The sequence below is a fragment of the [Scytonema hofmanni] UTEX 2349 genome, assembly GCF_000582685.1.
Taxonomy (GTDB): Bacteria; Cyanobacteriota; Cyanobacteriia; order Cyanobacteriales; family Nostocaceae; genus Hassallia; species Hassallia hofmanni.
Genome location: NZ_KK073769.1, coordinates 667,470 through 679,959 on the forward strand (window position 1 = coordinate 667,470; position 12,490 = coordinate 679,959).

At 38.4% G+C, this 12,490-nt stretch carries 12 protein-coding genes and 1 pseudogene; 7 read left to right on the forward strand and 6 right to left on the reverse strand.

All coding sequences use genetic code 11. The annotated features are described in order from the left end of the window. Window positions 1-2 precede the first annotated feature (2 nt). The gene (locus TOL9009_RS0133090) at window positions 3-1,868 is read right to left on the reverse strand and encodes a Mu transposase C-terminal domain-containing protein (protein ID WP_029637646.1); all 1,866 of its coding nucleotides are present in this window, start codon (window positions 1,866-1,868) and stop codon (window positions 3-5) included. Window positions 1,869-2,235: 367 nt separating this feature from the next. On the opposite strand from TOL9009_RS0133090, the pseudogene TOL9009_RS50645 reads away from it, so the two are divergent. The 3 genes and pseudogenes from TOL9009_RS50645 to TOL9009_RS0133100 form a co-directional block, all read left to right on the forward strand. Then, window positions 2,236-2,337: pseudogene (locus TOL9009_RS50645) on the forward strand (restriction endonuclease subunit S); the annotation flags it as partial. A gap of 219 nt (window positions 2,338-2,556) precedes the next feature. Next, window positions 2,557-3,042: a PIN domain-containing protein gene (locus TOL9009_RS0133095; RefSeq protein WP_029637647.1), complete on the forward strand. Its 486-nt coding sequence runs from the start codon at window positions 2,557-2,559 to the stop codon at window positions 3,040-3,042. Further along, a complete protein-coding gene (locus tag TOL9009_RS0133100) occupies window positions 3,029-3,223 on the forward strand; it encodes a hypothetical protein (RefSeq protein ID WP_029637648.1) in 195 nt (64 codons plus the stop codon). Before TOL9009_RS0133095 ends, TOL9009_RS0133100 begins: the two co-directional genes overlap by 14 nt. Before the next feature lie 119 nt (window positions 3,224-3,342). Here the strand turns inward: TOL9009_RS0133100 and TOL9009_RS42415 are convergent, their stop codons facing one another. From TOL9009_RS42415 to TOL9009_RS0133120, 3 genes are all read right to left on the reverse strand, one after another. After that, window positions 3,343-4,059, reverse strand: a complete 717-nt coding sequence (locus TOL9009_RS42415) for a pentapeptide repeat-containing protein (RefSeq protein ID WP_051503187.1) — start codon at window positions 4,057-4,059, stop codon at window positions 3,343-3,345. Window positions 4,060-4,174: 115 nt separating this feature from the next. Next, window positions 4,175-4,300 carry a pentapeptide repeat-containing protein gene (locus TOL9009_RS48610; RefSeq protein WP_221928676.1) on the reverse strand — a complete coding sequence of 42 codons (126 nt, stop codon included), beginning with the start codon at window positions 4,298-4,300 and terminating at the stop codon, window positions 4,175-4,177. 260 nt (window positions 4,301-4,560) lie between these two features. Continuing rightward, on the reverse strand, window positions 4,561-5,058 hold the full coding sequence (locus TOL9009_RS0133120) for a pentapeptide repeat-containing protein (RefSeq protein ID WP_029637650.1): 498 nt from the start codon (window positions 5,056-5,058) through the stop codon (window positions 4,561-4,563). A 58-nt stretch (window positions 5,059-5,116) separates the two neighbouring features. Here TOL9009_RS0133120 and TOL9009_RS46535 point away from each other — a divergent pair, with 58 nt between their 5' ends. Beyond that, on the forward strand, window positions 5,117-5,377 hold the full coding sequence (locus TOL9009_RS46535) for a hypothetical protein (RefSeq protein WP_144238445.1): 261 nt from the start codon (window positions 5,117-5,119) through the stop codon (window positions 5,375-5,377). 52 nt (window positions 5,378-5,429) lie between these two features. Here the strand turns inward: TOL9009_RS46535 and TOL9009_RS0133125 are convergent, their stop codons facing one another. Next, entirely contained in the window at window positions 5,430-6,692 is a 1,263-nt protein-coding gene (locus tag TOL9009_RS0133125; RefSeq protein WP_242055263.1) for a tellurite resistance TerB C-terminal domain-containing protein, read from the reverse strand. Between the two features lie 123 nt (window positions 6,693-6,815). Continuing rightward, window positions 6,816-8,150, reverse strand: a complete 1,335-nt coding sequence (locus TOL9009_RS0133130) for an ATP-binding protein (protein WP_029637652.1) — start codon at window positions 8,148-8,150, stop codon at window positions 6,816-6,818. Window positions 8,151-8,253: 103 nt separating this feature from the next. On the opposite strand from TOL9009_RS0133130, the gene TOL9009_RS0133135 reads away from it, so the two are divergent. From TOL9009_RS0133135 to TOL9009_RS0133150, 3 genes are all read left to right on the forward strand, one after another. Next, the gene (locus TOL9009_RS0133135) at window positions 8,254-8,580 is read left to right on the forward strand and encodes a TMEM14 family protein (protein ID WP_029637653.1); all 327 of its coding nucleotides are present in this window, start codon (window positions 8,254-8,256) and stop codon (window positions 8,578-8,580) included. A 943-nt stretch (window positions 8,581-9,523) separates the two neighbouring features. Further along, window positions 9,524-10,759: a phosphotransferase family protein gene (locus TOL9009_RS0133145; RefSeq protein ID WP_029637655.1), complete on the forward strand. Its 1,236-nt coding sequence runs from the start codon at window positions 9,524-9,526 to the stop codon at window positions 10,757-10,759. Between the two features lie 71 nt (window positions 10,760-10,830). Beyond that, window positions 10,831-11,898, forward strand: a complete 1,068-nt coding sequence (locus TOL9009_RS0133150) for a T3SS effector HopA1 family protein (RefSeq protein WP_029637656.1) — start codon at window positions 10,831-10,833, stop codon at window positions 11,896-11,898. Window positions 11,899-12,490 lie beyond the last annotated feature (592 nt).

The following is a 12,490-nucleotide window of genomic DNA, read 5'->3' on the forward strand; positions in this document are numbered from 1 at the left end:
ATTTACCAAATCTTTTTCAAGTTTTTTTGACGGTTAGAGACAACTAACTTATGTCTGTGCTCTTCTTGAGTATCAATTTGTGCTGAAATATTTTCCTGTGGTTGCGGTTCTATCTTCTCAATCTTGATTTCTTCTGTGCAAACTTTCTCAGGTAAAACTTCCTGATGGTCATCTTTCTTTAAAGAGGTTGAAGCTCTACTTTTGCGTAGTTCAATAACATTTGAGCTTTTCTTGGATGCTCCCCGGAGACGCTTTTGCTCTGACCGTCTTTTTTCCTTCTTATCTTCTTTACGTTCTTCTACAAGTTCCTTGCGTTTACCCAATGCTAATAAGGCATCATAATTAAAATGCTCCTTACGCGCTTTACTGCGGTCTTTATTGAGGGCTTTTAATTCTTCTACACTCAGGTCATGGGTGTCCATGTTTACTGCATGAGCATAGTCCAAGAAATTTTCTACATTATCATCAGTTTCGCAACTGTAGACATATAAAGTCAGGATATGATCGGGGTCGTATCTCAGCGTCACATATTCACCTCTATATGCCTTGAGTGATTCTCCTCGATAAATTAGGTTCTCAAACTGTATAGATCCATGAGCTTGAATAACTCGTTGGGCTTCTTTCATCAAACAGATATCTAATTCTCGCTCATCCAAAGCTTCAGGCAGTTTTCCTCCCATTCCCTTGAACCAGCGTTCAAATCTCGTATCGCGAGGCTCTTTAGGATAAGGCTCGTGGTTATAAATGTCACAAAAGAAACTAGCTAAAATTCTGTCTAGATCCTGTATTGTCAAACAGGCTTCTTTCTCTGCATTTTCCGGGCGTTCCTGAACATTTGCCCCTGTATAACCAGGTAGGTCTTTGAGAACTTGAGTATTAATCGTTTTGAAAATCCGTTCTACAATACCACCTTCGGGTGGGCGATCGCGCAATTCGCACTGAAATCCTAGTTTCTTGCCAATGGCTTTTAGATGTTTTGAGCGAAAATCTTTCCCACCATCAGTAAAAAAATATTGAAAAGGAGGACCAGATATTTCCCAAACTTTATTTAGCTTATAGTCATCAGGATAATTTTTGGGCAAAATAGCATGTCTTAAGGCTAGAGCCACCTCTGTAGAACCTGGTTGTTTGATCCATAAGCGGAAACCAACAACACAGCTTGAATAAGTATCCACAATAGTAGTTAACCAAGGACAGTCAGACAATAAACTGCCATGAATATCAACTATGCGAATATCCAGCTTAGTATGGTCGCATTGGATAATTTGGTTACTAAAGTCAGCCTTGAGTAACTGTCCATCTCGTGTTACCACTGTCATCCAAGATCCCGAACCCGGATTTCTAACTCTTGTCTTCCGTTTATGTTGCTCGATTAAAGGAGTTAAAATTCTATAGACAGTTGCTTGATGAGGAAAATCTCCTGGCTTGAGCTTAAGGTCAACAATCGCGTGTCGCTTCACTTCCCGCACTACTGACGCTGGAGATATTGGATGTTTGTCTTTAAGACTCTTTTGGTAAATTGTTTTGATGAAATCTTGCCAATATTCGCTAACTCGATATTTTCCCTTATCTGCTCGTTCTATTCCTGCTGTCTCTGTTAACCTATCTTCATCGTATTGCTTGAGGAGACGTTCCACCTGGCGAGTAGAAACACCAAGGGTATCTGCAATTGCCTGCTTTCTCTGAGACTTAATAGTGCGATTGGGTGATTCCGCAAGCCACTGGATAAGATTAAATGTCAGTTTTTGCCTATCCGAAGTTTCTAGAATAATTTGCGATGGGTCTACCACAAAATTACTCTTGTCAAGCAAAATAGCGTCTGGAACTTGTGTCAATTCTTCAGTGAATTCAAATTCTTCGTCTGCCATTAGAGTGAAACCCACTCATGAATAATTAACGTACTAATGTACCATTAATTATGACAAAATCCGACATCTAATTTGCGAAAGACCTAATTCTTAACAAACGACATATAATATGCGAAATTGGACTTTGCGACATACAATATGCGAATTAAGTTTATTGGTCTTTTCTGGGGTAAATAGCTTATGATACTTACACAATATAGCTTCCAGGCTTTAAAGCAGTTGCGACACTAATTTGCGAATCGCGACATATAATTTGCGAATGTACATAATTTAAATAATTATTGTCAGTTTTAAAGAATTAATGTCCAATTTTCCGAATTCGTGGGACATAAGTTACGTATTTTCGTGACTTTCATTAAATAGAAATGATGTTCATGCTTTTAAAATTTCTCTGCCAACAATGGAAGAACAAAAAGCGATCGCGCAAATCCTCAGCGACATGGACGCAGAAATCGCAGCCTTAGTATAGCTTTGCACAAGAACGAGCGCGTTTTTTAACGCAAAGGAACGCGGAGGGAAGCGCAGAGTGACGCAGAGTTTTTGTGATAAATTTTCGTCATGAATTTATGCAATATTGTACTTAGAGCAAAGGCGCGATAAATATAAAAACGTTAAACAGGGCATGATGCAAGAATTATTAACAGGGAAAACTCGCCTAAAATATGATTTAGATAATTAAATATTAATTATGGGTAAAAAATATAAAATATATCTTGATGTTTGTTGTTTAAATCGTTCATTTGACGACCAAACACAGCCGCGAATTCGTCTAGAAACCGAAGCAATTTTAGAAACTATCAGCCGTTGTCGAGATGGAGAATGGGAATTAGTCAGTAGCACAGCCTTAGAATCGGAAATTGCACAAACCCCAGATGTAACCAGAAGAGAACAGGTGCTTGAAGCATTAGCGATCGCTCAACATCAGATTTTAGTCACCGAAGAAATCTCTAGACGAGCTATAGAACTAACAAACTTAAATATTAAAAATTTTGATGCGCTTCATATCGCTTGTGCTGAAGGGAACGCCGACATTTTCTTGACAACCGATAACCGTTTATTGTCAAGAGCATTAAACTATAAGAATAACTTAAATATAATAGTTGCTAACCCAATGATCTGGTTAGCAGAAGTTACCACCAATCTCGTAGAAGCAGAAGAAAATGACCCCGATTGAATTATATAGAAAAGGATTTCAAGCCTTAGTAGATGCTTTGGGATATCCTGATGCTATCCGGTTTATTCGCCAATTTGACAAGGGAAGTGGAGACTACACCCAAGAACGTCATCAATGGCTCGATCAGCTAACGATGGATGAAATCCTCACAGACATTAAGCAACGCCAAAAAAATATCTGACCCCAAGAATCAGGAACAATAATGAGCCAAGTTGGACAACGGGAACGCCTGAGCCAAAACCGCAAACAGGGTATGGTAAATTTCGCGTCTCTACACTGTTGATATATTTCCTAGCGTTATTATTTAACCTGATTCTTTTCCTTATAAATAAATAGCTTCTTAAATTCCATTTGCTTCTGACGAGAATTAAATCCATTAGGGAACTGTGTAAGCTCGCTATAAGAGGCTCCACGCCAAATAGTATGAGAATCGTAGATAACCTTCTGTAAATTAACATTTGTTAGAGAAGCACTGCTCAGGTTAGCTCCACTTAGATTAGTATTAACAAGATGACCGCCGCTCAGTAGAGCTCCTTCCAAATTAGCATTTATCAACTGTGTTTTTTGCAAGTTTGCTCCTAAAAGTGAACTGTGATCTAAATTGGCACTTGTAAGGTTAGCTTCTTTTAGATTTGCATCACCCAACCTACTCAAACTTAAATTCGTACCCTGTAAATTTGCCTTTTTTAGATTAGCGTAATCTAGTTCTGCTGACTCTAAGTCAGCGCTATTTAAATTAGCTTTTTCTAAATTTACTTTATTAAGTTTTGCCCAGTTTAGTTTTGCATTAGTCAAATCAGCATCACTCAGATTGGCTTCGTTTAAGTCCAAACCTGATAAGTCAGTTTGAATAAGTTTGGCTCCCCTCAAATTAACTCCTTTTAATGAAGCTTCATAGGTAACATTACAGTAATCATCACCAATTTCTGATATACCCATTTTCCCTTTGTCGCCAACATCATCTTGCCATCTTAGTTCAGCTTTAGTTAAATCAGCCCCTTGTAGATTTGCTCCCAATACGGTTCGGTTAAGGGAAATTGTAGGTTGGGTTGAACGAAGTTAAACCCAACAAAGCCTTGGAAATGTTGGGTTTCGTTCCTCAACCCAACCTACAAATTTTTGTTTTTTTAGCTTAACCGAACCGTATTGGATTTGCTCCGTCTAATTTAGCATTACTCAGTTCAGCTTCTCTTAAATCTGCTCCAGCTAAATCAGCACCACCTAAGTCACACTTAGGACATTTTTTAGTTGTTAGCAACTGCTTTATGTGATTGGGATTTGAAGTTCTTTTAGCCTGACAATCTTTACAACTAGAAAGGAAAGTGAGTAATAGAGCTGATACAATTATTTTTTTTAGGTTCATATATATTTATTTTATACTTGGTTGAACAATTCATAATAATAATTAAAAAAGCAAATTGCATTTATAACAACGTTGTATACACTTAATAACTGTATATTCTTTACGTTTAACAAAAATTTCCCCCTCTTCGCTTGCAAAGAGAGGGAAGCAAAATTCTAGCTACATCCTAAAGACTCACGAGTGTCCACACCAGTCTTAGAATTTACACCACTTGCTTTAACGCAGAGTTTTTTCACTTGAATACTATCAAGAATAGCATTGGTGAAGTCAGCACCGGTGATGACAACATCACTAAAACTAGAACGCAACATCATTGCATCTGTCAAAATCGCATCAGTTAAATCAGCACCTTTGAAGTCTACTAGATAAGCTATTCCTCCACTAAAATCTACACCATGCAAATTCGCTTCTTTCAATACTGAACCATTAAAAACGCCACCGCGTAAATCAGCGTTACTAAAATTTGCTTTTTCTAGATTGACATTGGTGTACTCAACCCCTACTAAACTTTGACCAGAAAAATCCCTGTTCTTGAATTCTGTATCACCAATAGAACCGGTGACACTAGAAGAACTTGCTGCTTGTGCAGACAAGGGAAACACAAACAAAACCATAGCTAAGACAAAGCTAACTAGCAGTCGGGAAAATTTCATAATGTGTTCTTAATAAATCTCAACACTTCTACAATTAACTATTAAACCTTACTGCGGAATGAAAAGTGGTGAAGCGATCGCTTGTCACAACCCAAAACAACTTTTCTCAACCGATGTGGAAATTAACTATGCTTTACCCAGAACCCCTAGAAGACGTAGCACTGCTAAGTCTCTACATCTTTTCCACGTCTATGTCTTTTGTCAAAAATTCATCAAGACTATTTTAGTCTACGTATTTCCATTAAATTATTTGGTAGCAAAAACGCCAAGAATAACTGTTCATCTGTGGTTTTTTAATTCTTTGATGTATTGCACCTAATTTCAAATCGCTATGAACGTCAAATATAAAATTATTCTATGGCAAGAATAACTTAATTTGATGAAGCTTGTCCAGTCGTTAATTCATATATTGCAATCAGTTTTTTGACATTTCTCACATGGTCTTGATAAATTTGTGGAATTTCTAAATTTAGATCAATTATTAATTCGTTAATTGTATCATTAGCACGTTGATTTATAGAATCAATTAACAGATTTGGCATAGTAATATTTTTTTCAGCAATATGTTTAATAGCAGCTTGGGGATTTTCTTGCTCTACTATTACTTTTAATACTTGTATTTCATAATCTGGTAGCTGTTCTAATAATTTAGTCCATTCTTGGGGTAAATCAGATGTATCTTCAGTTATTATTTCTAAATCTATTAAGTCAGAAAAAGGAAATAAATTTACATCTTCTTCTCTTTCGTTTTCTGTGAACGGTTGCTGATTGTATGTTTCTGTTTGTTGGAGTAATTCCCAAACTTGATTTTGTAACAAATCCCGTTCTTGCTGCAATAATAAAATTTGCTCTTGTAGATGATTTAATTCAAGTTTTTGTTCTGTTATTTGGGTTTTTAATAAACTTAGGCTAGCTTCTGTATTTTCTCGTTCAGATTTTTTATTTAAAATTAATTCCTTGTGCTGAGTTACCTGATTTTCTAACTCTTGCATTTCAACTCGCAATTCGTAAAGTCTTTCTTCTAGTTGAGGTTTGAGCCTTTCTAGCAAAGTTAAATTGCTTTCAGTATCTTGCTTTTCTTGTTGGAGTTCGCTAATTTGAGTTTGCAGTTTAGTTATTTCTGCCCGCGATAAATTGCAATTTAATTCTAGACGGCGTTTTTCTGCTGTGAGAGCCGAAAATGAATTATTTAGCTCGACTTTACTTTTATCCAGCTTATTAAGCTCTGTTTGAAGTAAGCTTATTTCTACTTCTAACTGTTTCTTTTGCCCGACAAAACTGCTTAATTCTCGATTTAAACTGTCTCTTTGATTGTGGCGTTCTGATACTTGATTTTGCAACTGATTTGATTCTGTATATAATAAAACGCGATGCTCTTCAATTTGGTTGATTTCTCTGACGAGACGAGACTTTAAACCCTCAAGCTCTTTTATTCGCTTGTGGAGAGAACCCAAAACGAGCATTTCATGATTTCTGCGGATATTATCGACAAATAATGCTGCTGCATAACTACTTATTACAGTAATTGCACCTGTGAGAAAGGCTTTACTAAAATCCCAAGTTGGGACGAGACTAAGACCAAAACTCACACTAAAGGCAACTATACCTAAAAGCACAAATCGATTACTTACCATTGCGGATTGCATATTGCTTGTTTTTAGTTTAGTCAATTTTTCATCTATATATATTTCTGGGGAAGGGGAAAGGGGAAGAATAAATTTTAATGCGTCTTACTGTACGCAGTTTATGTACGCTACTTATGTTTGATTGTTTGAAGCCGAAAGTGCTAAATCTGCTTTCAAAAAATCAACAAACTGTCGTGCTGTTCTTCCAGATCGTCCGTTGTGACGAGTTGCCCATTGCAAAGCTTGATATTCTAAATCTTCTGAAAGTATGTTAATTGCAGCTTGTGTGGCTAAATGTCGGACAATGTTTAAATAAGTTTTCTGATCGGCAGGCTCGAAGGTTAAAGTTAGACCAAAGCGATCGCTAAACGAAAGCTTCTCCTGCATCGTATCCCAAGCATGGATTTCATCATTATCCTTGGGAGCAGGTCTATCGGCGAAAAACTCGCGAACTAAGTGCCGACGATTAGAAGTAGCATACACAACTACGTTTTGCGATCGCGCAGTTAAATTCCCCTCTAATACTACTTTCAGCGCTTTAAAAGCATCATCATCTTCCTCAAATGAAAGGTCATCGACAAAAATAATAAATTTTTGTGGCACAGAGCGCAACTGTTCCACAATTTGTGGTAAGTCTTTCAAATCTGATTTTGCTACTTCCAGCAAGCGCAGATGACGATCGCTGTACTCATTCAACAAAGCTTTTACCAAAGAAGATTTCCCTGAACCGCGACTACCATAAAGTAATACGTGCAGCGCTACCTCTCCTGCTAACAAAAATTCTGTATTTTTTAATAAAGCGTCTCGCTGAGACTCATAACCCACTAATTCACTTAACTTTACCGGATCGGCATGTGCAATGCCAATAAATTGTCCGCCGCAATAGCGCAAAGCAGTATATTCTGCAAATAAACCCGTACCAAATTGCCGATAATAAGCAGCTACATCTTCTACTGCATCAGCCCAATCTTCCATGTGGTGCAGTTTCGCTATTAGCACCGATTCGTTCGTTTCTTCTACCCCTGCTAGTTGCTCGTCATACCACACTACTGGTGAAACAGCTAGATGAGCCACAGCTTGTACCCATTCGCTCAAAAACGCGCTACTACATTCATAAAGACTTTGCAACGCTTGTAAATCATGCTGAGTCGCTGCAATTAAAGCTGGAGGCAAATTCTCAAATTCCCGCTGTTGAGCAATCCGAGAAAATGGGTTCTCATCCCTCAGAATTTGCGTAATTAAATAGTCCTCCCAATTTTGATTTCTCGCAGCCAAGCACTTAAAGTAGTTGCCGTAAGCTTGGAGACAACTGCGTGCATCCGCCTCTGGATATCGTATAGTTTGCAATAATTCCAAAAAAGCTATACTGACTTCCCCTTGGAGGACAAATTGGTAGATTAATAGAGACGCTGCTTGACGCTGGAGGAACTGAACCTCTGTCTGGTACGAATTACTTGCCGTGGACATTGCTTAATTATCCATCAATTAACAGGATGATGTAGCTAAAGAGCTATGCTAAATTGTCTGCCGAGGTTTGCAGCACCCATCAAAATCTACATAGGTTTTAACAATGAATTTAGGTATTATTGCTTCTATTGGCTACGGCATTTTGGCGATAGTTGGTGGCATCATTGGTTACGTTGCCTCTGGGAGCAATGTTTCGCTCCTCAGTGGCTGCATTAGTGGTGTATTACTACTTTTTGCCGCTTACCTCCAATTTCAAAGTATAATCTGGGGTCTGATTGTAGCAGCTTTAGTCACTGCTATTTTAGTAGTTGTCTTTGCATTGCGACTGGCTAAAACACGCAAGTTTATGCCGGCAGGATTGATGCTGTTTTTCGGTGTGCTGACGTTGGCGGTGATGGTGAATCAACTAATGGCATTAAGAATAAAGTAGCAGAGGCAGATGCAAAGCTATTTTTTTCACCTGCATGATTCTTTTTAGTTAGTATACCTTTATTAGTACATTTATATTACCGAAGAGGATGAATAATTATTTAAATACAGCAGCCTATCGCTAAATATCGAATACACGTAGAGACGTTCCGGACCGAACGTCTCTAGGAGGTTTTTGAATAAAATGAGGGGTCAGACCTACCATTCGCAATAGCTGTATCCTGTAAGTGGTGGGTAGTCAGTTGTGCAACTGCTGCGCTTGTAGCTATATACGTAAGTATTTCCAGATTACCCATTGGAAATGGGAGCATCCCAATCGGCTCTGTAACAGAATTAAACTGATCGCTTGATTTATGTAGCGGATATATCTTATTGTAATTGAATATAAATGGCAGCATAATATCAATCAACATTTACCATGACTTAATTTTTTTTGCTTGTGATTCAGTTCATGAGCAAATGTTTGTTTTTTTGGGAATTAGTTAAAAACCGTAGCTCAACCGTTATTTTGCGATGATGGTAAAAATGTGACTTAAAAAAATCATTTTCTCTGAAGATACTAATAATATTGCGAAATCATCTCAAAAACGGTTGACTTCGCACTTGCTTTTATTGCGAAGTGAAAAATTAAACCGTCAATTTTTCTTGAACCCGTAGAAAGGCGGAAAGTCAACAACAGCAAACAACTTAACCACAAAACTAAATATGAATTCAAGTAAAAATGCTTATTATGTATCAATAATTTACAATTTTTTTTCCAGGAATAGTAAAGACAGAATTGCCATTTTGGCAGGTTTTTCTTTTTGAGATCGGATATTAGTAGATTGTAATCATCGTGATTAATATTCCCAGTGTTATTGCTGTCTACCGCGAGCTATAAAAGTTAAGCCAATCTGGATCTAAGTGATTTACGGTCTTGAATTTTAAGAATTAGGAAATAATACATGGTAGTTTCACTGTCTTCTCATAACGTTATCCAGTATCTGCGTTCCTCAGGTCTGTGTAGCTCAGAAGATGGCGCATCTGACGATTCTGAGTTCCCTGAAAGTAAGAAAAACTTAAATTTACTGGTTACTCTGGCAGATAATCGCAAACTGCTGGTTAAACAGGAACGTAGCATTGACTTTTCGGATGGAAAAGAGCAATTTTTCAATGAGTGGCTGTTTCACCAATTGCTTGAGCAATTTCCAGTGATTGGTAACATCGGGGCGATCGCCTCATCAGTGCTGCATTTCGATGAAGAAAATTCGATCCTGATCCGCAACTACTTAAGTGAGTATCAGGAACTAGGGAATTATTATCAACAAAACGATATTTTCCCCGAAGCGATCGCCAGCACCATTGGCGACACCTTAGGAGCGCTGCATCGTGCTACATTCAATCGTCGTGAGTATCGCGATTTTATGGCAACTGCTCCCGAAGGACAGTTTCGCTATCACTTCAACAATCCAGCTCAAGGAATCGAGTCAATTGCACCTGAGATTTTTGGCATGGTTCCCACCGATGCGCTGAAATTTTATGCACTCTATCAATGCCACGACAATTTAGAATCAGCAATTGGAGACTTAGCAAGCGATTGGCAACCTTGCTGCTTGACTCATAACGACCTGAAATTAGACAACATTTTGATCCATTCCAGGTGGGAACATCTAGATAATGCGATCGTGCGGCTGATTGACTGGGAAGCATGTTCTTGGGGAGATCCAGCCTTTGATTTAGGAACTTTACTGGCAAGCTATTTAAAAATTTGGCTAGACAGCTTGGTGGTAGATCCTACCATTGAGTTAGAAGAATCTTTGCAATTTGCGGTGACACCTTTAGAAATTCTTCAACCTTCAATGCTTGCCCTAACTCAAGCTTATCTCAAAGCCTTCCCCAATATTTTAGAGTACCGTAATGATTTTTTATTGCGTGTTATTCAGTTTGCTGGTTTAGCACTGATGCATCAAATTGAGGCAACGATTAAGTACCATAAATACTTTGATAATATCAGCATCTCAATGCTTCAAGTCGCCAAAAATCTACTCACCATGCCACAGCAAGCTGTGCTAACTGTTTTCGGTATTTCTGAATCGGAAATACTCAAACCCGTTGCCAAATTAGAAAAGTTGCCTCATCCAGAAAGCAAGCAGAATTTGGTTCCTCTTTATTACCCAAAAACTCGTCTACGTGGATGTTAACTTCCTTAATTTCGTAGTGAGCGGTTCACCGCTCATTAATTAAAGCGCTGAAGCGCTTACTACATTTGAAAATGCTATATACTCCTACAAATCAACTGCTAGATTCTCTGTTTGACATTGCCCACAATATTCAAATTGAATCTAACTTTTGCATTATTCATCCCAATTATCAACCTTTTGCTTTGCCAAAAAAAGTAGCAGACAGATTTCAACAAAATCTGCCAGTATTACAGCGTAAATATCTGACTTTGCTATTGCGAAATTTTATTTACGGAATTTATTACAATGGCTCTTTGCGAAACATTTTGGGATTAAATGCCAAACCAGCTAATTTATTACCACACCAAACTTTAGAAAACAATTATATTTTCGGTAATGATTGGGAATTTTATGAACAATTAGATGCTAGTAATCACGGTGTAGGTTATCTTGATTCTGGTTGGCAAGTTTTGCGGCAAGAACCTGATGGTACTCTGGTAGTAATTAAAGACGGTTTGACATTGCATGTTGAGTATAACTCGCCTATGCAACCAAGTATGGAATTTGCCAAAGTTGGTCAGTTTGTTGCAATTTTGATGCCAAAAAATCGACTGCAAAATAATTATTATTTAGCAGTGAGCAATAATCCAGACGTTGATTTGGATATGCTAAGAATCTACTTTAATTTAACTTCTACTGGAGCGATCGCTCTGATGGATAATCTCACCCTACAATTAAACGCGGCTGAGATTTTCTTTAACTTTCAAGTTCTCTACAACCCTTGTGCATACCAACGTTACGACTCTGGGGTGCTCTATTTTCAACGCAACGACTATCCAGCGGTGCGGAAAATTCTTCAAGATGTTTATTCAGAGCATAAATCTTATTTTAAGCCAGAAATACCTTTATTTACCAAGTTTTTAGCCCCTGGCTTGAGTTTAGCTGAAGAACCAAGTCAAAAATTTGCTGCACAAGAGAATTTTGGCATAAATCGTTGTCAAATTATCGCAAAAGCTTTGCTGTCAGCTTGGCAAAAAGGTGATAGCAGTAGTGAGGAGAAAATGAAAGCGATCGCTCAACACTTTACAGAGCTAAATATAGATTTACAGCGTCCCTACCTCAATCCCTACTCTAAAGATATTTATTTCCGATTAAATTGAAAAATAAAATTGTAGTAGGGTGCATTATATAGCTTTTCCTAGTCTGCTGAGGTACAAATTTATCAAGAAAGGCAGAGGGCAGGAGGCAGAAGGCAGAAGGGAATTCTGACTCCTGCTCTCTGCCCGTGACCGTAGGGAACAAGGGTCTAAAACCCCGCCGTCAACTGGAGCGCTTACAATTGGGCGGGGTCTGAATCCCCGCCCAATTGTTCCTTCTGCCTTCTGCCCTCTGCCTCCTGCCTTCTTCAACTGCGTCCATTTACAGCAGATTGCGTTGTCATGAAATACATGTAGAGACGTAGCAATGCTAGGTCTAATCAAGGGTTTTGGGTTTTACGTATGTACCTCATATACCCGAAATTTGCTGTAATGGGTGGGGCAAGAATATTACTATCCCTTTCCCCCCGACAAACCGGACAAGCAAGTTACCAAGCATCCGGAAGAGCGCAAATCCAGTGCTTACCACAGACTTAATAGTTTGGAACGCGATTTCTGCGGTTTGTCCCCAATCAGGTAGGTTTGTCGGGCGCGATCGCTGTCGATAAGTAAGCCCCGGAGGCGTTGCAGTTAGTGCCGGAATTGGTGCTGCTGG

Bases quoted from the DNA above. Each gene is read 5' to 3' on its own strand.
- TOL9009_RS0133130 (WP_029637652.1), bottom strand. From the start codon at position 8,150: ATGTCCACGGCAAGTAATTCGTACCAGACAGAGGTTCAGTTCCTCCAG.
- TOL9009_RS0133150 (WP_029637656.1), top strand. From the start codon at position 10,831: ATGCTATATACTCCTACAAATCAACTGCTAGATTCTCTGTTTGACATT.
- TOL9009_RS46535 (WP_144238445.1), top strand. From the start codon at position 5,117: ATGAAAAGTGGTGAAGCGATCGCTTGTCACAACCCAAAACAACTTTTC.
- TOL9009_RS0133090 (WP_029637646.1), bottom strand. From the start codon at position 1,868: ATGGCAGACGAAGAATTTGAATTCACTGAAGAATTGACACAAGTTCCA.
- TOL9009_RS0133100 (WP_029637648.1), top strand. From the start codon at position 3,029: ATGACCCCGATTGAATTATATAGAAAAGGATTTCAAGCCTTAGTAGAT.
- TOL9009_RS0133145 (WP_029637655.1), top strand. From the start codon at position 9,524: ATGGTAGTTTCACTGTCTTCTCATAACGTTATCCAGTATCTGCGTTCC.
- TOL9009_RS0133120 (WP_029637650.1), bottom strand. From the start codon at position 5,058: ATGAAATTTTCCCGACTGCTAGTTAGCTTTGTCTTAGCTATGGTTTTG.
- TOL9009_RS0133125 (WP_242055263.1), bottom strand. From the start codon at position 6,692: ATGGTAAGTAATCGATTTGTGCTTTTAGGTATAGTTGCCTTTAGTGTG.
- TOL9009_RS0133095 (WP_029637647.1), top strand. From the start codon at position 2,557: ATGGGTAAAAAATATAAAATATATCTTGATGTTTGTTGTTTAAATCGT.
- TOL9009_RS0133135 (WP_029637653.1), top strand. From the start codon at position 8,254: ATGAATTTAGGTATTATTGCTTCTATTGGCTACGGCATTTTGGCGATA.